A 20,142-nucleotide genomic window follows, 5' to 3' on the forward strand; every position below is an offset into this window, starting at 1 on the left:
CATGGGCGCCGGGCACGCCCACAAGCTCTACCGGCACGGCTCGTCGCCCGTGCACGCCCTGCCGCCGCACACCAAGCTCGCCGCGACGTTCGCCTTCGTGGTCGTCGTGGTGTCCACGCCGCGCGAGGCGATGTGGGCGTTCGGGGTGTACGCCGTCCTGCTGGGCGTGGTCGCCGCGCTCGCCCGGGTGCCTACGGGCTTCCTGCTCAAACGGCTGCTGATCGAGGTGCCGTTCGTCGCGTTCGCCGTGCTGCTGCCGTTCGTGGCGGAGGGCGAGCGCGTCGAGGTGCTGGGCATGTCGCTGAGCGTCAGCGGACTGTGGGGCGCCTGGAACGTGCTCGCCAAGGGCACCCTGGGCGTCGCCGCGTCCGTCCTGCTGGCCGCCACGACCGAACTGCGGGAACTGCTGCTCGGCCTGCAGCGGCTGAAGCTGCCGCCGCTGCTGGTGCAGATCGCGTCGTTCATGATCCGGTACGGCGACGTGATCACCGACGAGATGCGGCGGATGCGCATCGCGCGGGAGTCGCGCGGCTTCGAGGCGCGCGGCCCGCGGCACTGGGCCGTGCTCGCCAAGTCGGCGGGCGCGCTGTTCATCCGCTCCTACGAGCGCGGGGAACGGGTGCACCTGGCGATGGTCAGCCGGGGGTACGCCGGCGTCATGCCGGTGATCGACGAGGCGACCGCGTCCCGGGCGCAGTGGTCGTACGCCCTCACCCTGCCGTGTGCCGCCCTGGTCGTCTGTCTGCTGGGATGGGTGCTGTGACTGAAGCTTCCCTGGAGGTCTCCGGCCTCGCCTTCGCCTACCCCGACGGGCACCAGGCCCTGTTCGGCGTGGACTTCCGCATCGAGCGCGGCGAGCGGGTCGCGCTGCTCGGGCCGAACGGCGCCGGCAAGACGACGCTGGTGCTGCACCTCAACGGCATCCTCGGCGGCGGCACGGGCTCGGTGCGGGTCGCCGGGCTGCCCGTGGACCGCGCGAACATGGCCGTGGTCCGGCGGAAGGTCGGGATCGTCTTCCAGGACCCCGACGACCAGTTGTTCATGCCGACCGTCCGCGAGGACGTGGCCTTCGGACCGGCGGCGGCCGGGCTCAAGGGGGCGGAGCTGGAGGCGCGCGTGGAGCGGGCGCTGGAGCAGGTCGGGATGGCCGCCTTCACGGACCGCCCGCCGCACCACCTGTCCTTCGGGCAGCGGCGCCGGGTCGCCGTGGCGACCGTGCTCGCCATGGAGCCGGAGATCCTCGTCCTGGACGAGCCGTCCTCCAACCTCGACCCCGCCTCGCGGCGCGAACTCGCCGACATCCTGCGCTCGCTGGACGTGACCGTGCTCATGGTCACGCACGACCTGCCGTACGCCCTCGAACTGTGCCCGCGCGCACTGGTCCTGAGCGAGGGCGTGATCGCGGCGGACGGGCATACCGGCGCCCTGCTCTCCGACGAGGCGCTGATGCGCGCCCACCGTCTGGAGCTGCCGTTCGGTTTCGACCCGCGCTCCGTCGCGACGGGCGCGTGACGCGGGGCCCCTCCGTGTTACCCCCGGTTGCCACCCCCTAGCAACAGCAGCCCGGCTACCGGCCAGTACCTTGTGCTCGCTCTAGTTGCGCGTTCATGTTTCCAGGGGAGGCCACCCTTGACCGACGGCACCGCCGCCGACACCCGCCCGAAGAAGATCATGTACGTCGCCGAGGCCACCTCGCACGGCGGCCGGGAGGGCTATGTCACCAGCCAGGACGGGCAGATCGAGCTGAAGGTGGCGATGCCGCCGGAGCTGGGCGGAGACGGCAACGGCACCAACCCGGAGCAGCTGTTCGCCGCCGGCTACAGCACCTGCTTCCACAACGCCCTGATCCTGGTCGGCAACCGGTCCGGCTACGACCTGGCCGGGTCCACCGTCGCCGCGAAGGTCGGCATCGGCCCCAACAAGCAGCGCGGCTACGGTCTCGCCGTCGCCCTGAGCGTGTCGCTGCCGGTCCTCGACCCGGACGTCGCGGCCCGGCTGGTGGACGAGGCCCACGAGGTGTGCCCCTACTCCAACGCCACCCGCGGCAACATCGACGTCACGATTCTGCTGGGCTGACGCCGACGGGGCGCGACCGAGGAATCGCAGGTCGGCCGTGGGCGTTGCACGCACTGTCGCAGGCGAGTGAAGTGAACGGAGTTCGGACGTGGACGTGAACGGCACAGTGGCCGAGGGCTTCGAGCCGGTCGGGGCAGCGTTCGCACGGAACTTCGAGGCGCTGGGTGACCGGGGCGCCGCCGTGACCGTCTACCGGGACGGGCGCAAGGTCGTCGACCTGTGGGGCGGCACGAAGGACGTCGACGGCACGGCGCCCTGGGAGCGCGGCACCGCGCAGGTCGTGCGCTCGGCGACGAAGGGCGTCGCCGCCGCCGTGCTCCTGCTGCTGCGCCAGCGGGGCGAGCTGGACCTGGACGCTCCGGTCGGCGAGCTGTGGCCGGAGTACAAGGCCGCGGGCAAGGAGCGCACCCTCGTACGGCATCTGCTCGCGCACCGGGCCGGGGTGCCGGTGCTGGACCGGCCGCTGACCCCGGCCGAGGCCGCCGACCCGGACCTCGGCGCCGCGGCCGTGGCCGCGCAGGCGCCCGTGTGGGAACCGGGGAGCGCGCACGGGTACCACGCGCAGACGTACAGCTGGCTGGTCGGGGAGGTGGTGCGGCGGGTCACCGGGCGTCCGATCGGGCAGTGGATCGCCGACGAGATCGCCGGGCCGGTCGGCGCCGATGTGTGGCTCGGGCTCCCGGACGGTGTGACGGCGCGCGTGGGGCGGGTCGGGAAGGTGGCGGCCCCGGAGCAGGCGGGCGGGCTGAGGACGCGGCCCAAGCGGGCGGTCGCCGACGCGTACGCCGATCCCGGCTCCCTGACCCGGCGCGCCTTCGGCGCGATATCCCCGGCGCCGGACGAGAACGACCCCGCCTACCGGGCTGCCGCCCTGCCCGCCTCCAACGGCATCGCGACGGCGGACGGACTGGCCCGTTTCTACGCCTCGCTGATCGGTGAGGTGGACGGCGGCGTACGGCTGTTCACGCCGGAGACCGTGGAGCTGGCGCGCGCCGAGGAAGCGGCCGGGCCGGACCGGGTGCTCGTCGTGGGCACCCGCTTCGGGCTCGGCTACATGCTGCACGGCAGCGCGTCCCCGCTGCTCTCCCCCACGTCCTTCGGCCACCCCGGGCGCGGCGGCGCGCTGGGGTTCGCGGACCCCGACTCGGGCATCGCCTTCGGCTACGTCACCAACGGCTTCCGCAAGAGCGTGACGGCGGACCCGCGGGCGCAGGCGCTGGTACGGGCGCTGCGGGGTGTCGTCGAGGCCTGAGGGCTACCGCGCGTCGGCCAGGGTCCGGCGGTACCAGGGGGCGCACTCCTCGAACGCCGCGGTGAAGGGGGCTCCCGGGCCCGTGGTCAGCAGGGACCACAGGGCGCTGCTGTCGTACCAGCGGTCCACGGCCACCAGGGCCAGCGGCCGCCGGGCGCCGGGGCCGTGGGCGTCGAGCCGGCGCAGGGCCTCCTGGAGGGTGATCTCTCCGGTGGGCAGGGGAAGACCCAGGGCGCCGCAGACGGTCGTGACGACGTCCCGCAGGGTCACGGGCTCGGGGTGCGCGGCGTGCAGGACGCGGCCCGCGGCGGACGCCGGCCCGTGCGGCGCGAGGGCCAGTTCGGCCAGGGCACGGGCGAGGACGGGCGCCGAGATCAGGGACAGGCGCGCGTCGGCGCCGTCCACCCAGTGCGGCAGACGGCGCAGCAGCTGGACCAGGCCGGGCACGACCCAGGTGTCGCCCTCGCCGTAGACGAGATAGGGGCGTACGACGGTGCCGCCGGCGGCCAGGACCAGCCGTTCGCCGGCGAGGCGGGTCTCGCTGGTCGGCGACACCGGCGCCTCGGCGATCCGGCCCTCCCGCTCGCCGCGGTGCGGTCCGTCGCCGTAGACGGCGGCGGTGCCGAGCTGCACGATCCGGCGGACGCCCGCCCGGGCCGCCTCGGCGAGCAGGGCACGGGTGCCCTGCTCGTTGACGGTCCGGCACTCCTCGGGGGTGCCGCCGATGCGGGCGGCGAGGTGCAGGACGGTGGTGACGCCGTCGCAGGCGCCGTGCAGCGAAGCCGGGTCGGCGAGGTCGCCGTGCACGGTCTGCAGGTCGCCGCCGGTGGCGTCGGGGCCGGGGCGGCGGTGGGTGAGCAGGCGCAGGGCGGGGCCGTCGGGCATGCGGGACGCGGTCCGCAGGAGGGGGACGACATGCGAGCCGATGAAACCGGTGCCGCCGGTCACCAGGATGCGTTCGGGGCTCAAGTGCGGCCTTCCGCCAGGGGGATGGGTCGGTGACGAGGACGTGCCGTGGCGTCACCCTTCTACACCGACGGCCCGGGCGGCAAGGGGCCTCGGAGGCGGCCGGGACCGCAGGGGCGGGCCGCGCCGCCCCCGTCGTGGCGGCGCTGCCGCCTACACGGACGCCGTCGCGGCCTCCCGGCGGCGCTCGGTCCGGTCCGCCTCGGTGAGCAGGTCGTCGAGCGTGGCGGCGAGTTCGCTGACCGACTGCTCGCGCAGCAGGTGGTGGGTGGGGACCGGGATGCGCAGGGCGTTCTCCAGCTTCCGCTGGAAGGCCAGTGCGGTGAGGGAGTCGATGCCCTGGGCGTAGAGCGGGCGGGTGCGGTGGATGCGGTGGGCGGGCGGCACGTCGAGGTACGTCTCCAGGGTGCGGCAGACGAACGCCTCGATGGCGCGCAGCCGGGTGTCGCCGGTGGCGGTGCGCAGGGCGCCGAGGTCCAGGGCGGCGGCCGGGGTCACTGACACGGTGTCGTCCTTTCGGGGTGCGGGGGCGGCGGTCGGGTGGTGGGCGCGCGGGCGGGGCTGGGAGCTGCGCAGACTGGCGGGGGCGGGGCCCGGACGCGGTCCCGCGCCGTCGGACCACACCAGCTGGAAGCGCCAGCGGCTGATCCGCCAGCCGTCCGGGGTGCGCACGGCCTCGCCCTCGCTGTAGCCGCCGATGTCGAAGCGTCCGCCGGGGTCGGGGCCGTCGTCGTGGTGGACGTGCGAGGCGAAGAGGTGGACCCGGACGCGGGCCGTGTCGCCGTCCAGCGTGATGCCGTAGTTGGAGGCGAGGTGGTGGGTGCGGGCGAAGCGTGACTTGCGGTCGAAGTGGAAGGCGGCGGCGGTGTCCAGGCCGCGCACCTCGCCGACCGGGAACTCCAGCCGGCAGTCGTCGGTGAAGACCGTGCGGGGCCAGGAGTCGTCGTAGCCGTGGGCGTCCTGGGCGTCGAGCAGGGTGACGTACCGGTCGATGAGCTCGGCGATCTCGGCCCGGTCGGCCAGTTCGCGCAGGCGGTCCCGAACGGCGTCGAGTTCGGCCCGCGTCGGGGGCAGGGAGTCGCTCTGTTCGTGGTGCGGGGAGGACAGGGAGGTCATGGGAAGAAGCTCCGTTTCACGAAGGATCGGGCCGGGTCCGCTTCCGGTTCGGCCGCGCCCCCGAAGGGGCGCGGGGCCGTGCCGGTGCGCGGCTGCGCCGGGTGGGCGCGATTCGTCACGACGGCGCCGCGGACGACCGGCACGGCCCCGCGGCATCTCCGGCGGAGCGCCTACGCCGCGCGGCTGCCCGAGGCGCGCCACCCCCGTGGGTCGCGGTGCGCCGGGACGCGTTCCGGGCGGCGCCAGGTCGCCGTGGGGGTGGGGGCCCGGTCCTGCAGGCCGGGGCCGACGGCCGCGAGGGCGGCGGCGCGGGAGAGCAGCACGCTGGTCAGGGCCGCGAGTTCCGCCGGTGTCGCGGTGCCCTTCACCACCTTGATGACCAGCGCGTCCCGCGTGCTCACTGCGGCGGGTTGCCGTGCTTGCGGCACGGCAGGTCGGCCTGCTTGCTGCGCAGCATCGACAGGGCGCGGACGAGGGCTCCCCGGGTGTCGCGGGGGTCGATCACGTCGTCGATCAGGCCGCGTTCGGCGGCGTAGTAGGGGTGCATCAGCTCCGCCTGGTACTCCTTGATCTTCTGGGCGCGGGTGGCGTCGGGGTCGTCGGAGGCGGCGATCTCCCGGCGGAAGATGACGTTCGCGGCGCCCTCCGCGCCCATCACCGCGATCTCGTTGGACGGCCAGGCCAGCGCCAGGTCGGTGCCGATGGAGCGGGAGTCCATCACGATGTACGCCCCGCCGTACGCCTTGCGCAGCACCAGCGAGATCCGCGGCACCGTGGCGTTGCAGTACGCGTACAGCAACTTGGCGCCGCGCCGGATGATCCCGTTGTGCTCCTGGTCGACGCCCGGCAGGAAGCCCGGTACGTCGATCAGGGTGATCAGCGGGATGTTGAAGGCGTCGCAGAACTGCACGAACCGGGCCGCCTTCTCGCTGGCGTCGATGTCGAGGACTCCGGCGAAGGAGGCCGGCTGGTTGGCGACGATGCCGACGACCTCGCCGTCCAGCCGGGACAGCGCGCACACCACGTTGGTCGCCCAGCCGGGGTGGACCTCGAAATAGTCGCCGTCGTCGGTGATCTCCTCGATCACGGCCCGGATGTCGTACACCCGGCTCGGGTCCTCGGGCACGACGTCCAGCAGCCGGTCGGTGCGCCGGTCGGCCGGGTCGCCGCTCGGCACCCTGGGCGGCAGCTCGCGATTGTTGGACGGCAGCAGCGAGAGCAGGTGGCGCACGTCCTCCATGCACGCCCGGACGTCGTCGTACGCGAAGTGCGCGACCCCGGAGGCGGTCGCGTGGACGTCGGCGCCGCCGAGGTCGTTCTGGCTGATCTCCTCGCCGGTGACGGCCTTGACCACGTCGGGTCCGGTGATGAACATCTGGGCGATGTCGCGGACCATGAAGACGAAGTCGGTCAGGGCGGGGCTGTAGGCGGCGCCGCCCGCGCACGGGCCGAGCATCACGCTGATCTGCGGGATGACGCCGGACGCCTTGGTGTTGCGCTGGAAGATGCCGCCGTAGCCGGCAAGCGCGCTGACGCCCTCCTGGATGCGGGCGCCCGCGCCGTCGTTGAGCGACACCAGCGGCGCGCCGGCCGCCATGGCCATGTCCATGATCTTGTGGATCTTCTGGGCGTGGGCCTCGCCGAGGGCGCCGCCGAAGATGCGGAAGTCGTGCGCGTAGACGAAGACCGTGCGGCCGTGGACGGTGCCCCAGCCGGTGATCACCCCGTCGGTGTAGGGACGTTTCTTCTCCAGCCCGAAGCCGGTGGCCCGGTGCCGGCGCAACATCTCGACCTCGGTGAAGGACCCCTCGTCCAGCAGGAGTTCGATCCGCTCGTGGGCGGTGAGCTTGCCCTTCGCGTGCTGCCGCTCGGTGGCCAGCGGATCGCCGTGCCGGGCGGCCTGCTTGATCAGGCTCAGTTCCTCCAGCCGTTCCGCGGCGCTCCACTGACCGCGGTGCTCGCGGTCGTGCAGACTCGGCCGTTCGGCGGCGGGGGCCTCGGTGGCGAGGGCCTGCTGCTGGCCGGCCGGCTTCCGGTCGGGCCCGGGGCCGGATGTCCGGCCGGACTGCTGGTCGGACGTGTGGTCGGACGTGTGGTCGGACTTCTGGTCCGACTTGTGGTCTGACTTCTGGTCGGTCGTCATGTGGTGGGTCTCACGCTCCCCAGTCAGGTTCCTGCGTGGTCATGCCGTCGGCGTCCAGGTCCACCGTCCCGCCGGCGTACAGCGCGGTCGGCGGCACCCAGCGCACGGTGACCCGCTCCGGGGGACCGCCCAGCACCGCGACGGCGGCGTTGTGGCGGGGCCCGGACGGCAGGTCCAGCAGCGTCCACCCGGGCGGGCGGCGGCGCCGGTCGGCCCCCAGGTAGTCCTGGGCCGGGTCCCGGGACAGGCCGGTGCCCAGTGCCTTGAGGTAGGCCTCCTTGCGGGTCCACATCCGCCCGAAGAGCGCGCGCCGCTCCTCGACGGGCAGGCCCGCCAGCTCGGCCTGCTCCCCCGGGTGCAGTGCCGGGGCGCACACCTCGACGGTCTCGTCCCTCGGCAGCCGTTCCACGTCGGCGCCGATCACGGTGGCGGCGACGGCGACGACGGCCAGGCCGTGACTGTGCGCCAGGGAGAAGTGCAGCGGCGGATCGGGGTGAGCGACGGCGGGCCGGCCGTGCGGCTTGCCGCAGCCCGGGCAGGGCTCCCGCACGAACGGCACCGCACGCGGCTCCAGCCCCAGGTAGGCGCCGAGCAGCCGGCGCAGCGCGACGTGCGCGGACGCGTAGGTGATGCCGTCGGTGGGGCGGACGAAGGAGGCGGTGCGCCGGCGTTCCGCGTCGTCCAGCTCGGTGAGGTCCAGCAGCTCGGCCGCCGCCTCCAGCTTGGGCCGGCGCACCAGCCACACGTCGAGCTGCCCCGGAACCGGCAGCCGCGTCCTCGCGGTCTCGGGTCCCTCGCGGACCACCAGCTCCGGGATCACGTCGTGCCCGGCCCGTCGTACGAGACCGGGCGGGCGCCCTGCCCGCCGCGCTTGTGCGGACTGTCGCCGGGGCCGAGCTGCCCGGACAGGCACTCGATGAGTTCGGCGGCGCTGTTGGCGCGCAGCAGCATGTTGAGGTTGACGTCGAGACGGAGGGCCGCCTCCATCCGGCGCTGGAGTTCGAGGCCGTTGATGGACCCGATGCCGAGGCTGTTCATCGGGCGGCCCTCGGTGTCGAGGGTGTCCGGCGGCACCCGCAGCACACGGGCGAGTTCGGCCCGTACGTACGCGTCGATCAGCCGGACCCGCTCGGCCTCGTCGCAGGCGGCCAGGTGGGCGGGGTTCGGGGGGTCCACCTCGACGACGAAGTCCTGCTCGAACTCGTAGTCGAGGTCGTCGAGATCGTCGAGGTCGTCGAAGACCCAGGTCTTCGTTGTCCGGTCCATGGGCGTGCCCCGTTGGGAGTGGGTGGGTGGAGGGGAGGGTCGGGCCGGTGCCGCGCGACGGCCCTCAGCGGCGCCGGAGGCCGGTGAGGGCGACCAGCAGTCCGAGACCGCCGAGCGCGGCCACGAGGACCAGCGCCGGCCGGCCGGCCGCGACGGCCTCGGCACCGGTGGCGCCGGGCACCGCGGCGGCGAGCAGCGCGGCGACGGACGCGACGGCGATCGCCGCGGCGAGCTGGACGGCCGTCTGGTACAGGCCGCTGCCCGCGCCGCGGTCGGCCGGGTTCAGCCGTGCGGTCGCCTGCATGTTCAGCGCCGCGAAGGACAGCACGAACGCGGCCCCGACCAGCAGCAGCGTCGGCAGCAGCCGGGCGGGGTGGTCCAGTGGCCGGGCCGGACCGAGTTGGAGCAGGTAACCGGCGAACGCGCAGGCGGCCCCGGCCGCGATCAGCCGCGGCGCGCCGAAGCGGGCGACCAGCCGGCCGGAGGCGAGCGCGGTGATCGCGGGTGGGGCGGCGGCCGGCACGAGGGCCAGCGCGGCCTTCTGCGGCGACCAGCCGGCGACCATCTGCATCTGGTACGTCAGCACGAACAGCAGCCCCAGATAGGAGCCGTTGAGGCAGGCCGCGCCGAGCGCCGAACGGATCAGCGTGGCGTCGTGCAGGGGTTTGACGAGGGGGTCGGGCGTGCGGCGTTCGACGACCGCGAAGGCCACCAGCAGCAGCACGGCCGCGGCGAGCGGCCCGGCGGCGCGGGGGGCGGTCCAGCCGTGCGCGGGTACGGCGCCGATGCCGTACACCAGGGCCAGCAGCGCCGCCGTGAAGGTGGCGGCGCCGGTGACGTCGTAGCGGCGTGGGGCGGTGCGCGCCTCGGTGGTCGCCTCGTCCGGGATCAGCCTCAGGCCGAGGACGAAGAGGATGAGCACGACCGGGGCGGGGAACGCGAAGGACAGCCGCCAGCTGAACTCGGTGAGCCAGCCGGACAGCAGCAGCCCGGCGGTGAACCCGCCCGCGCCGAACAGGGCGTAGACGGACACCGCCCGGTCGCGGGCCGGGCCCTGCGGGAAGGCGGTGGCGATGATGGCGAGGCCGGTGGGGGCGGTCAGGGCCGCGCAGAAGCCCTTGACCAGACGGGTCGCGACGAGCAGCGCCGGCTCCTGGGCGAGCGCGCTCAGGGCGGAGGCGGCGGCGAAGGCGAGCAGCGCCGCCAGGTAGACCCGGCGGCGCCCCAGCAGGCTCACCACGCGGGCGCCGAACAGCAGCAGGCCGCCGAAGCCGACGGCGAAGCCGGTCATCGCCCAGTGCGCGCCGGTCGGCGCCAGCCCGAGGTCCGTGCCGATCGAGGGCAGCGCCACGACCGCCACGGACACCTCGAGCGCGTCGATGAGCATGTTGCCGGCGAGCACGAGCAGGAGCCCCCACAGCCGCGGGCTCCACCGCCCGTCCCCGGTGCCGACCTCGGGCGCGGGGTGCGTCCTGGTCATGGCGTCACCCCAGCAAAGTGCCGCCGCTCGCGTCGACGAAGGAGCCGCTGACCCAGCGGGCATCGTCGGAGACGAGGAAGGCGACGACGTCGGCGACGTCCTGCGGTTCGCCGACCCGGTTGAAGGTGGACAGCGCCGCCATCGCCTCGACGGCCTCGGGGATGTCGAACAGCGGGTTGCCGTTGCGGGTGATGCCCGGCGCGACGCTGTTCACGGTGATGCCGCGCGGGCCGAGCGCCTTGGCGTAGTGCAACGCGAGCTGCTCGATGGCGCCCTTGCTCATCGCGTAGGCGATCTCGTCGGGGTTGGCGAACCGGGTCAGCCCCGAGGAGATGTTCACGATGCGCCCGCCGTCGGGCATGTTCGCCAGGGCGCGCTGGATGATGAAGAACGGCGCCTTGGCGTTGACGGCGAAGATCCGGTCGAACATGTCCGGCGTGGTGTCCTCGGGCTTCACGCCGCCCATCACACCGGCGTTGTTGACGAGGATGTTCAGCTCGGTGGAACCGGTGCGCTCCTTCAGGCCCTCCTCCAGGGCGAGGAACAGCTCGTGCACGTCGCCGGGGGTGCCGAGTTCGGCCTTGACGGCGAACGCCCTGCCGCCGTCCTTCTCGATCCCGGCGACGACCTCACCCGCCGCGGCCTCGTTGGTGCCGTAGTGCACGGCGACCAGCGCGCCGTCGCGGGCCAGCCGCTCGGCGGTGGCCCGGCCCATGCCTCGGCTGGCGCCCGTGACGAGCGCCGTCCTGCCGGTCAGGTTGCCCATCTTCCTTCTCCTGACGTCGTGTTGTCCGGTGGGGTGCGGGATGCGGGGCTTGCGGGGGGTGGGCGCGGCGGGCGCGCCGGGCGTGAACCAGCGGGCGAGCGCCGCTTCGAGGCCGTCCGGGGTGTCACCGGCCCAGGCGACGTGTCCGTCGGGGCGTACGAGGAGGGCGGCCGCGTCGGCCAGTGCGTCCGCGTCGGCGGGGCGCGCGGTCACGGTGTCGACGGCACCGGTCCACGGGCGCGCGACCTCGGCGAAGGCGGTCCGCGCGCGCTCGTCGCCGGTCAGCACCAGCAGCACGCCGCGCGCGTCCCGCAGCAGGTCCAGGGTGGTGCGGGGCGCCGCGCGCCCGGCGACGGCTCCCGCCGGGCCCGCGATCCACGTCAACTCCGCGTCGGGCAGCCGCGCCCCGACGGGCCCGGGCGCGCCGGCGCCGGCCCGCGCCGGTGCGAGCGGGTCCCCCGCCGGCGCGTACCGCACGTCCAGGCCGCTGATCGTCCCGGCCAGGTGCGCCCGCACCCGCTCGTACGACGTCAGCTCGCCGACCACCGAGCGCAGCGCCTCCACCTCGGGCCCGCCCAGCAGCAGCCGCGCCTGGGCGCGGATGTGGGACAGGACCCGGCGGCCGACCGCGTGCCGTTCCTCGTGGTACGTGTCGAGGAGGCCCTCGGGGGCGCGCCCGCGGACGGTCGCCGCCAGTTTCCAGCCGAGGTTGACGGCGTCCTGGAGGCCGAGGTTGAGGGCCTGGCCGCCGATCGGCATCTGCTGGTGGGCGGCGTCGCCGGCGAGCAGCACGCGCCCGGAGCGGTAGCGCTCGGCCTGCCGGGAGGCGTCGCCGAAGGAGTTGACCCACAGCGGGCTGCCGTGGGAGATGTCCTCGCCGGTGACTTCCCGCCAGGCGGTGACGATGTCGGCGAAGCGGGCCTCGCCGGCGCGCGGCGGGGCACCGAACCGGTGCACCATCACGCGGGTGACACCGTCCCCGCGCCGGGCGGCGATGGCGAGCCCCTTCGGCAGCCGCTCGAAGCGCCGGTTGCGGATCTCGATGCCGTCGACGTCGGCGCGGATCAGCTCCCGCTCGGCGTCGTTGCCGGGGAAGCCGACGCCCGCGAGCCGCCGGACCGCCGACCGCTCGCCGTCGCAGCCGACGACGTAGCGCGCGGTGAACGTCACCGCCCGCCCGGCGTGCCGGGCCGTCACCGTCACGTGGTCCCGGTGCCGGCTCAGCGCGGTGACCTCGTGACCGCGCAGGACGCGCGCGCCGAGGCGGGCCGCCCGGGCGCCGAGGAGTTCCTCGGTGCGCACCTGCGGCACCTTCCACTGCCCGGGGTAAGGGCTGGGCAGGATCAGGTCCAGCGGCAGCCCGCCGAAGTGGCCGCGCGGCTCGTGCGGCGGCAGCGGGTCGCCGAAGCCGTCCGGCCCGCCGAGCAGCCCGCGCTGGGCGAGGATCTCCATGGTCCGCGCGTGCAGGGTGGAGGCCCGCGACTCCGTCGTCGGGGCGTCCAGCCGCTCCAGTACGGTCACGTCGGCGCCGCCGAGGCGCAGTTCCCCGGCGAGCATCAGCCCGACGGGTCCGGCGCCGACCACGACGACGTCCGTGACGGCGGCGTCGGCGCCGGCCATGGTCAGCGCCTCGCCTCGGCGTACGCCTTGGCGTGGCCCAGGGTGGCGCGGCTGTTGGTGCTCAGCGCCGAGCGCACGTACTCCCGGGCCTCGGCGACGCCCGCCTCGGGCCCGAGGATCTTCTCGATGTTCTCCGGGCGCAGCACGACCGTGTGCTGCGAGGAGGCGGTGCAGCCGGTGTCGGTGTCGGTGAACGTCCAGTAGCCGGTGTGCAGGTTCATCAGGGCCGGCAGCGTGGTCTGCTTGTAGGCGATCTTCCGGCCCTCCAGGCACACCCGGTACGACTTGGTGGTGTGCGTGGAGCCGTCCTTGGCGCGGGTGTCCATCTCCAGGGTCTGCAGGCCCGGGGCGTCCTCGGTGAGCCGGACGGTCGCCACGTGCGGCAGCCGCTCGGACCACAGACCGGCCTCGTTGACGAAGTCGTAGCAGTCCTTGGCGGACCCCTCGACCTCGACGGTGTCCTCGAAGGAGAACGTCAGCTCCTCCGAGGCGGTGGCGCGTTCGACGTTGGTCTTCAGGGACGCGAGTTCCGAGCGGGAGTTGCGGTCCACGGCCTCGTCGATCCACTTCAGGCTCGCGGGGTCGTCGTCGACGGCCGTGTAGTCGTGCAGCAGCCGCACGCGCGAGGTCGCCGCGTCCTGCGGCTCGATGATCCAGGTGCCGCCCATGGAGGCGACCGGCGGGGTGGAGACCTGCTGGCGGAAGGTGATGCGCAGGCCCTCGGGGTCCAGGACGCGGCGCGAGGTCCAGTTCTTGGGCTCGCCGTTGGCGGTGGCCCAGATCCGGATCAGCTCCTCGTCGCCGGAGCGCTCCAGGTGGTCGACGTAGATGGTCGGGGGGAAGATCCGCGGCCAGTTCGCCACGTCGGCGATCAGCCGGTAGACGGCGGCGGCCGGGGCCGAGATCGTGATCTCGTGCTCGACTTCCCGCAGCTCGGATGCGGACATGCGTGAACTCCTCGGGGGGTACGGGCGGGCGGCGGGCGGATCAGAAGTTGCCGAGGCCGCCGCAGACGTTGAGGGCCTGTGCCGTGATGGAGGCGGCGGTGTCGGAGGCGAGGTAGCCGACCAGCCCGGCGACCTCCTCGGGCGTGGAGTAACGGCCGAGCGGGATCTTCGCCGTGAACTTCTCCATGATGGCGTCCTCGGTGGTGTCGTACGCCGCCGCGTAACCGGCGCGCACCCGCTGCGCCATGGGCGTCTCGACGTAACCGGGGCAGACCGCGTTGACGGTGATGCCGGTGGGGGCGAGCTCGTTGCCGAGGGCCTTGGTGAAGCCGACCACGCCGTGCTTGGAGGCGGAGTAGGGGGCGCCGAGGACCACGCCCTGCTTGCCGGCCGTGGAGGCGATGTTGATGATCCGGCCGCGGCTCTTGTCGCGCATGCCGCCGGTGGTGAGGACCGCGCGGGTGAGCCGGAAGACGCTGTTGAGGTTGGTCTCGACGACGTCGTACCAGAGCTCGTCGTCGATGTCGGCGGTGACGCCGCCACCGGACCGGCCGGCGTTGTTGACCAGGACGTCGACGGTGCCGAAGCGGTCCACGGCGGCCTGCACGAAGTTCCCGATGGACAGCGCCGAGCGCACGTCGAGGGTGGCGCCGTCGACGTCGAGGCCCTCGGCGGTCAGCTCCTTGACGGTCCGGGCGACGTTGTCGGCGTCACGGGAGCCGAGGAAGACCCGGTGGCCCTGCTGGGCCAGCAGCCGCGCCACCGCGAGGCCGATTCCACTGGTGGCCCCGGAGACGAGGGCGACCCGCTCGTGCTTGTCGGACATGTCTGCTGCTCCCTTGTGGGCGGGTGTGGGCGTGCGTGTCTTGGGGGCGTGCGCCGGTGCCCCGCTCGGGGACGGGCACCGGCGCACGGTGGGGGTGAGGGTGAGGGGGTACGGCCGCGGGGCGCGCGGCTCAGGCGGCCTGTGCCGACTCCGCCAGCTGGGCGTTGACGATCTCCAGCAGGGCCCGCGGCGTCTTCGCCTCGGTGACCACGCCGTCGTCGAGGGAGATGCCGTAGTCGCGCTCGATGCGGCCGCAGGTCTCCAGGATGGCCAGCGACTCGTAGCTGAGCTCCTCGAAGTCGGTGTCGAGGATGTCGCCGTCCAGGTCGACGTTCTCGTCGGCCCCGGCGGACTCCAGGAGGATGCGCTTGAGGTCGTCGAGGGTGAAGGACTGGGTGGGCACGGGTGGTTCCTCTCGTCTGGGTCGTACGGGGAAGGGACGGACGCCCGCGGCCCGGCCCGGTGCGTGGGAGAGACGACCGGACCGGACACGCGGGCGCGCTCGGGGGGGGGCGGGAGCCCTGCACGGCGAGCACGGGGCTCCGCGGGCGGGCCGCGACGAACGCCGGCGTCCCGGGACGCCGCGGGCGGGCCCACGCGGCGAAACGCGGGACACGCCTCGAAACACCACGGGCACGCCCACACGACGAACGCGGGACACGCCTCGAAACACCACGGGCACGCCCACACGACGAACGCGGGACACGCCTCGAAACACCACGGGCACGCCCACACGGCAAACGCCGGACACGCCTCGAAACGCCACCGAGCGCGCCCACGCGACGAACGCGGGACACGCCTCGAAACACCACGGCCGGGCCCGCGCGGCGAACGCCGGACGCCACGGGCGCGGCTCGGGACGCGCCACGGACGCGCCCGCGGCGCACGCAAGACGTGCTCTGAGGTGCTGTGGACACGCGCCCCGCGCGGCGAGCGCGGGGTGCGGTTTCCGGCGCCCGCGGCGGATCTGCCGTGACGGTCGGCTCCGCCGGACCGTGCTGGGGGAACCGCCGGACGGCGCTACGCGGCCGTGACGACCGTGGCCGCGTTGAAGCCGGCGTGGCCGCGGGCCAGGACCAGCGCGGTGCGGACCTCGGTGGCCCGCGCCTCGCCGGTGACCAGGTCCAGGTCGTAGGAGGCGTCGGCGCGCACGTTGGTGGTGGGCGGCACGACACCGTCGCGGATGGCAAGCAGGGCCGTCGCCACGTCGAGCGGGGCGGCACCGGAGTACAGGCGCCCGGTCATCGTCTTGGGGGCGGTGACCATGACCCCGTGCGGCCCGAACACCTCGTTCAGCGCGTCCGCCTCGATCCGGTCCAGCTCGGGCACCGCCGCCCCGTCGGCGAAGACGACGTCCACGTCACCGGCGTCCACGCCCGCGTCGGCGAGGGCGAGTTCGATCGCCTTGCGCAGGCCGGGCGGCCGGCCGACGCCGGGCGCGGGGTCGAAGGTGGCCCCATGGCCGGCGATCTCTCCGTACACCCGGACCCCGCGCCGTGCGGCGGCCTCGGCGGACTCCAGGATCAGGATGGCGCCGCCCTCACCGGGCACGTGCCCGGCGGCGGCCGCGTCGAAGGGCAGGTAGGCCCGGTCGGGCTCCTCCCCCTGCGACAGCCGCCCGCTCGCCAGCTGGGCGACCCAGCCCCACGGGCAGATCGAGGCGTCGATCGACCCGGAGACGATCAGCTGGGTGCCCTTGCGGATCTGCCGCCGGGCGTGGGCGAGCGCGTCCAGCCCGCCCGCCTGGTCGGACACCAGCACCCCGCTCGGGCCCTTCATGCCGTTGCGGATCGAGATCTGGCCGCTGTTGACGGCGTAGAACCAGGCGAAGGACTGGTACGCCGAGACGTACTGGCTGCCTTGGCTCCACAGCTTCTGCAGCTCGCCCTGGCCGAACTCGAAGCCGCCGGAGGAGCTGGCGGTGACCACGCCCATGTCGTACGCGGGCAGCTCGGCGGGGCTGACGCCCGCGTCGGCCAGCGCCCAGTCGGTGGCGACCAGGGCGAGGCGCGTCATGTGGTCGGTCTGCGCGAGCAGCCGGCTGGGCAGGTGGTCGGCGGCGTGGAAGCCGGGCACCTGTCCGGCGAGCTTGGCCGGGTAACCGGTGGGGTCGAAGCGGGTGACGCGGCCGATGCCGCTCTTGCCCGAGCGGGTCGCCGCCCAGTAGTCCGTGGTGCCGAGGCCGTTGGGGGCGGCGACGCCGATCCCCGTGACGACGGTGCGCGTCGCGGCCGTGCTCATGCCGCGCTCCTCTCCGGTCGGGCGAGCACCATGGCGCTCTGGAAGCCCCCGAAGCCGCTGCCGACGGTCAGCACCGCGTCGGTGCGGTGCTCACGGGCCGTCAGGGGCACGTAGTCCAGGTCGCACTCCGGGTCGGGGGTGTGCAGGTTGGCCGTCGGGGGCACGACGTTGTGCTCCATGGCGAGGACCGAGGCGGCGATCTCGATCGAGCCGATCGCGCCGAGCGAGTGCCCGACCATCGACTTGATGGAGGACACCGGGGTCCGGTAGGCGTGCTCGCCCAGGCTCTTCTTGAACGCGGCCGTCTCGTGCCGGTCGTTCTGCTTGGTGCCCGAGCCGTGGGCGTTGACGTAGTCGATGTCCTCGGGGTTCAGCCGGGCCTCGTCCAGCGCGACCGTGATGGCCTCGGCCATCTCCACGCCGTCCGGGCGCAGCCCGGTCATGTGGAAGGCGTTGCAGCGCGAGGCGTAGCCGGCGATCTCGGCGTAGATGTGCGCGCCCCGCTTCAGCGCCCCTTCGAGCTCCTCCAGGACGAACACCGCGGAACCCTCGCCGAGCACGAAGCCGTTGCGGGTCCCGTCGAAGGGGCGCGAGGCGTGCTCGGGGTCGTCGTTGCGCGGGGTGGTGGCCTTAATGGCGTCGAAGCAGGCCAGGGTGATCGGGGAGATGGGGGCGTCGGTCGCGCCCGCCACCACCGCGCAGGCCGAGCCCTCCCGGATCAGTTCGGCGGCGTGGCCGACCGAGTCAAGTCCGGAGGTGCAGCCGGTGGAGACCACGGTGGCGGGGCCCTCGGCGCCCACCGCCCACGCCACCTCGGCCGCGAAGGAGCTGGGCACCAGGTAGTTGTAGAGGTGCGGGACGGCGTAGGTGTGGTCGACCAGGTCCAGCCGGCCGCCGTCGCTGACGACGCGGTACTCCTGGTCGAGGCCCATGGTGGCGCCGACCGCGCTGCCGATGGTGACGCCGACCCGGTGCGGGTCCGCGCCGGTCAGGTCCAGGCCGCTGTCGGCGAGCGCCTCCCGGGCGGTGACCACGGCGAGCTGGGCCGCGCGGTCCATGCGGCGGATCTCCTGCGGGCTCAGCCCGTGCTCCTCCGGGTCGAAGTCGATCTCCGCGGCGACGCGGGAGCGGAAGGAGGAGGGGTCGAAGAAGGTGATGCCGCGGGTGGCGGTGCGTCCCTCGCTGAGCAGGTTCCAGAAATTCTTGGTGCCGACACCACCGGGGGCCGTGACACCGACCCCGGTGATGACCACTCGCCTGGCGCTCACGCCCGGCCCTCCCAGTCGTAGAAGCGCGTGGCGACCGCGTCGGCGGGGGACCGCCAGGTCGCCGGGTCGTAGGCCTCGATGAACGGCTTGAGGTCCTCGCTGATCTGCACGAAGCGGGGGTCGGTCTTGGCCGCCTCGATCAGCTCGCCGCCGTTGTCGGTGTCGAAGTCCTGGAGGTGGAAGTACAGGCCGCGGTAGGCGAAGAGCTGACGGCGCCGGGTGCCCATCAGATGCGGCATCTCGGTGGTGTCGAACTCCTTGAACAGCCGGGCCACCTCGTGGCTGTGACCGGGGTCCATCCGGGCGACGATCAAGGTGCTGTGCATGATCTCTCCATTCAGCGGTACGTCGGAGGGGTGGCGGGGCGGACGACGGCGTGCGGGCGCCGGCACACGAGGGCCCGGCGCGCGGGGCGGCGCGCCGGGCCGGGACGAGAAGCCGGGGGCTGCCGACCGGGGCCACACGGGCGGTCCGTCGGCCAGGACCTCGGAATCGGGCCGGGCCCGACCGGTGGCCGAGGCCCGAGAAGCAGGTCGGTCCTGCGGCCGGGGACGGCGGCCAGGGCATCGGACGCGGGCCGAACCCGGCGGTGGCCGAGGTCTCGGACGCGGGCCGGGCCGGCGGGCCGAGGCCCCGACCGCGGGCCGGGCCCGGGCGGCGGTCGGGGCGTCAGGCGCGGGCCGGGCCGAACCAGCGCTCCAGGGCCATCGGGAGGTCCGCGTGGCTGCCCGGGGCCGCCCAGGCCACGTAGCCGTCGGGGCGGACCAGGACGGCCGTGGTGCCGGTGAGGGAGCTGCCGTCGGGCAGGACGGGCGTGGCCGTGACGATGTCGACGCGGTCCTGCCAGTCCCAGGCGCGGTCGCGCAGCCGCTCGTTGTCCGTCAGGTCCAGCAGCACACCCCGGCCCGCGTGCAGCGCCTCGGTGCTGGAGGAGACCAGCCGGTGCCCGGTCAGCCTGACGTCGGGCAGCCGGCGGCCGAGCAGCGGGTGGGGCCCGCCGTCGAGGTCGTAGCGGATCTCCAGGCCGGACACCATCGCGGCGAAGTGCCGGCTGACCTCCGGGTAGCGGATCAGCTCGGACAGCACGTCACGCAGCGGCTGCACCTCGGGCCCGGACAGGAACAGCAGTCCCTGCGCCCGGGTGTTCATCAGCAGCCGCTCGCCGACCGGGTGCCGCTCGGCGTGGTAGGTGTCGAGCAGGGCCTCCGGCGCCCGACCGCGCACCACCGCGCCGAGCTTCCAGCCCAGGTTGACGGAGTCCTGGATGCTGGTGTTCATGCCCTGGCCGCCGGCCGGCAGGTGGATGTGCGCGGAGTCGCCCGCGAGGAACACCCGTCCTTTGCGGTACTCGGTGACCTGCCGGGTCGCGTCGCCGAACGACGACACCCACACCGGCTCGGCGTGCGAGATGTCGTCGCCGGTCAGTCGCTGCCAGGCCGCGGCCACCTCCTCCCATGTCGGCGGCTGCTCCCGGCGCTGCGGCGGGGTGCCCCGCTCGCACACGATCAGGCGGGTGATCCCGCCGGGCAGCGGACCGACCATCACCATGCCGCCGGGCAGGGTCTCGCCGATCATCCGGGGCTCCAGCCGGATGCCCTTGACGTCGGCGAGGAACATCTCCAGCGTGGCCGCCGTGCCGGGGAAGTCGAAGCCGACGGCCTTGCGGATGGTGGACCGGCCGCCGTCGCAGCCGACCAGGTACTCGGCGCGCAGCCGGTGCACGCCGTCGGGCCCGCGCACCTCCACCTCGACGCTGTCCTCCTTCTCCTTGACGGACAGCACCTCGTGCCGGCGCCGGATGTCCGCGCCGAGCTGGGTGGACCACTCCTCCAGGACGGTCTCGGTGACCGACTGCGGAATGGTCTTGGCGGCCTGGTGCGCCCCGTCCAGCACGCCGAAGTCGACCGGCAGGCCACCGAAGTGGCCCACGTTGCTGACCTCGATGTCGCCGAACCGGGGCAGCAGTCCGCGCTGGTCGAAGATCTCCATGGTGCGGGCGGTGAAGCCGAGGCCGCGCGACTCCCCGGTGCGCTTGGCCAGTTTCTCCAGCACGATGACGTCGACGCCCGCGAGCCGCAGCTCGCCGGCGAGCATCATCCCGGCCGGTCCGGCGCCCACGACGATGACTTGTGCGTCCATGACACTCCTCGGGACAACCCGCCCTCCGGGCGGGGA

The 20,142-nt window shown here is 74.0% G+C and carries 18 protein-coding genes and 1 pseudogene; 4 read left to right on the top strand and 15 right to left on the bottom strand.

The genetic code is table 11. The features are described 5' to 3' along the window. The first annotated feature begins 1 nt into the window (after position 1). The 4 genes from cbiQ (at position 2) to IPT68_RS15370 (ending at position 3,328) form a co-directional block, all read left to right on the top strand. Positions 2-763 (top strand): cobalt ECF transporter T component CbiQ, encoded by a 762-nt coding sequence (gene cbiQ, locus IPT68_RS15355; protein WP_189700468.1) that lies wholly within the window; start codon positions 2-4, stop codon positions 761-763. Beyond that, a complete protein-coding gene (locus IPT68_RS15360; RefSeq protein WP_189700469.1) occupies positions 751-1,512 on the top strand; it encodes an energy-coupling factor ABC transporter ATP-binding protein in 762 nt (253 codons plus the stop codon). Before cbiQ ends, IPT68_RS15360 begins: the two co-directional genes overlap by 13 nt. Before the next feature lie 117 nt (positions 1,513-1,629). Further along, positions 1,630-2,076 carry an organic hydroperoxide resistance protein gene (locus IPT68_RS15365; protein WP_189700470.1) on the top strand — a complete coding sequence of 149 codons (447 nt, stop codon included), beginning with the start codon at positions 1,630-1,632 and terminating at the stop codon, positions 2,074-2,076. A gap of 88 nt (positions 2,077-2,164) precedes the next feature. Further along, positions 2,165-3,328 (top strand): serine hydrolase domain-containing protein, encoded by a 1,164-nt coding sequence (locus IPT68_RS15370; RefSeq protein WP_189700471.1) that lies wholly within the window; start codon positions 2,165-2,167, stop codon positions 3,326-3,328. Positions 3,329-3,331: 3 nt separating this feature from the next. Here IPT68_RS15370 and IPT68_RS15375 read toward each other — a convergent pair whose 3' ends face one another. The 15 genes and pseudogenes from IPT68_RS15375 to IPT68_RS15445 form a co-directional block, all read right to left on the bottom strand. Next, positions 3,332-4,297, bottom strand: coding sequence for an NAD-dependent epimerase/dehydratase family protein (locus IPT68_RS15375; RefSeq protein ID WP_228040469.1), 966 nt, complete (start codon positions 4,295-4,297; stop codon positions 3,332-3,334). 150 nt (positions 4,298-4,447) lie between these two features. After that, entirely contained in the window at positions 4,448-5,410 is a 963-nt protein-coding gene (locus tag IPT68_RS15380; RefSeq protein WP_189700472.1) for a nuclear transport factor 2 family protein, read from the bottom strand. Between the two features lie 170 nt (positions 5,411-5,580). Further along, entirely contained in the window at positions 5,581-5,811 is a 231-nt protein-coding gene (locus IPT68_RS15385; RefSeq protein ID WP_228040471.1) for an acyl-CoA carboxylase epsilon subunit, read from the bottom strand. Beyond that, entirely contained in the window at positions 5,808-7,553 is a 1,746-nt protein-coding gene (locus IPT68_RS15390) for an acyl-CoA carboxylase subunit beta (protein WP_228040472.1), read from the bottom strand. Before IPT68_RS15390 ends, IPT68_RS15385 begins: the two co-directional genes overlap by 4 nt. Positions 7,554-7,563: 10 nt before the next feature. Further along, complete coding sequence (locus tag IPT68_RS15395; protein WP_228040473.1) at positions 7,564-8,373, bottom strand: 4'-phosphopantetheinyl transferase family protein; 810 nt, start codon at positions 8,371-8,373, stop codon at positions 7,564-7,566. After that, positions 8,370-8,819 carry an acyl carrier protein gene (locus tag IPT68_RS15400; RefSeq protein ID WP_189700474.1) on the bottom strand — a complete coding sequence of 150 codons (450 nt, stop codon included), beginning with the start codon at positions 8,817-8,819 and terminating at the stop codon, positions 8,370-8,372. Before IPT68_RS15400 ends, IPT68_RS15395 begins: the two co-directional genes overlap by 4 nt. A 64-nt stretch (positions 8,820-8,883) precedes the next feature. Continuing rightward, the gene (locus IPT68_RS15405; RefSeq protein WP_189700475.1) at positions 8,884-10,299 is read right to left on the bottom strand and encodes an MFS transporter; all 1,416 of its coding nucleotides are present in this window, start codon (positions 10,297-10,299) and stop codon (positions 8,884-8,886) included. A gap of 4 nt (positions 10,300-10,303) precedes the next feature. Then, positions 10,304-12,700 (bottom strand): annotated as a pseudogene (locus IPT68_RS15410) (SDR family oxidoreductase); the annotation flags it as partial. Beyond that, on the bottom strand, positions 12,688-13,632 hold the full coding sequence (locus IPT68_RS15415; RefSeq protein ID WP_189700477.1) for an aromatase/cyclase: 945 nt from the start codon (positions 13,630-13,632) through the stop codon (positions 12,688-12,690). The pseudogene IPT68_RS15410 and the gene IPT68_RS15415, both read right to left, overlap by 13 nt. A gap of 40 nt (positions 13,633-13,672) precedes the next feature. Beyond that, positions 13,673-14,458 (bottom strand): 3-oxoacyl-ACP reductase FabG, encoded by a 786-nt coding sequence (gene fabG / locus IPT68_RS15420; RefSeq protein WP_189700478.1) that lies wholly within the window; start codon positions 14,456-14,458, stop codon positions 13,673-13,675. 130 nt (positions 14,459-14,588) lie between these two features. Further along, entirely contained in the window at positions 14,589-14,861 is a 273-nt protein-coding gene (locus IPT68_RS15425; RefSeq protein WP_189700479.1) for an acyl carrier protein, read from the bottom strand. A 617-nt stretch (positions 14,862-15,478) separates the two neighbouring features. After that, on the bottom strand, positions 15,479-16,699 hold the full coding sequence (locus IPT68_RS15430; RefSeq protein WP_189700480.1) for a ketosynthase chain-length factor: 1,221 nt from the start codon (positions 16,697-16,699) through the stop codon (positions 15,479-15,481). Further along, complete coding sequence (locus tag IPT68_RS15435; RefSeq protein ID WP_189700481.1) at positions 16,696-17,967, bottom strand: beta-ketoacyl-[acyl-carrier-protein] synthase family protein; 1,272 nt, start codon at positions 17,965-17,967, stop codon at positions 16,696-16,698. Before IPT68_RS15435 ends, IPT68_RS15430 begins: the two co-directional genes overlap by 4 nt. Beyond that, entirely contained in the window at positions 17,964-18,293 is a 330-nt protein-coding gene (locus IPT68_RS15440) for a TcmI family type II polyketide cyclase (RefSeq protein ID WP_189700482.1), read from the bottom strand. Before IPT68_RS15440 ends, IPT68_RS15435 begins: the two co-directional genes overlap by 4 nt. A gap of 343 nt (positions 18,294-18,636) precedes the next feature. After that, positions 18,637-20,106, bottom strand: a complete 1,470-nt coding sequence (locus IPT68_RS15445; RefSeq protein ID WP_189700483.1) for an FAD-dependent monooxygenase — start codon at positions 20,104-20,106, stop codon at positions 18,637-18,639. Between the last annotated feature and the right edge of the window lie 36 nt (positions 20,107-20,142).

Origin of the sequence: Streptomyces chromofuscus (genome assembly GCF_015160875.1) — a bacterium.
Classification (GTDB): Bacteria; Actinomycetota; Actinomycetes; order Streptomycetales; family Streptomycetaceae; genus Streptomyces; species Streptomyces chromofuscus.

What these genes read in the sequence shown, in the direction of transcription:
- cbiQ (WP_189700468.1), top strand. Translation starts at nt 2, where the DNA reads ATGGGCGCCGGGCACGCCCACAAGCTCTACCGGCACGGCTCGTCGCCC.
- IPT68_RS15360 (WP_189700469.1), top strand. Translation starts at nt 751, where the DNA reads ATGGGTGCTGTGACTGAAGCTTCCCTGGAGGTCTCCGGCCTCGCCTTC.
- IPT68_RS15380 (WP_189700472.1), bottom strand. Translation starts at nt 5,410, where the DNA reads ATGACCTCCCTGTCCTCCCCGCACCACGAACAGAGCGACTCCCTGCCC.
- IPT68_RS15390 (WP_228040472.1), bottom strand. Translation starts at nt 7,553, where the DNA reads ATGACGACCGACCAGAAGTCAGACCACAAGTCGGACCAGAAGTCCGAC.
- IPT68_RS15400 (WP_189700474.1), bottom strand. Translation starts at nt 8,819, where the DNA reads ATGGACCGGACAACGAAGACCTGGGTCTTCGACGACCTCGACGATCTC.
- IPT68_RS15405 (WP_189700475.1), bottom strand. Translation starts at nt 10,299, where the DNA reads ATGACCAGGACGCACCCCGCGCCCGAGGTCGGCACCGGGGACGGGCGG.
- IPT68_RS15415 (WP_189700477.1), bottom strand. Translation starts at nt 13,632, where the DNA reads ATGTCCGCATCCGAGCTGCGGGAAGTCGAGCACGAGATCACGATCTCG.
- fabG (WP_189700478.1), bottom strand. Translation starts at nt 14,458, where the DNA reads ATGTCCGACAAGCACGAGCGGGTCGCCCTCGTCTCCGGGGCCACCAGT.
- IPT68_RS15430 (WP_189700480.1), bottom strand. Translation starts at nt 16,699, where the DNA reads ATGAGCACGGCCGCGACGCGCACCGTCGTCACGGGGATCGGCGTCGCC.
- IPT68_RS15440 (WP_189700482.1), bottom strand. Translation starts at nt 18,293, where the DNA reads ATGCACAGCACCTTGATCGTCGCCCGGATGGACCCCGGTCACAGCCAC.
- IPT68_RS15445 (WP_189700483.1), bottom strand. Translation starts at nt 20,106, where the DNA reads ATGGACGCACAAGTCATCGTCGTGGGCGCCGGACCGGCCGGGATGATG.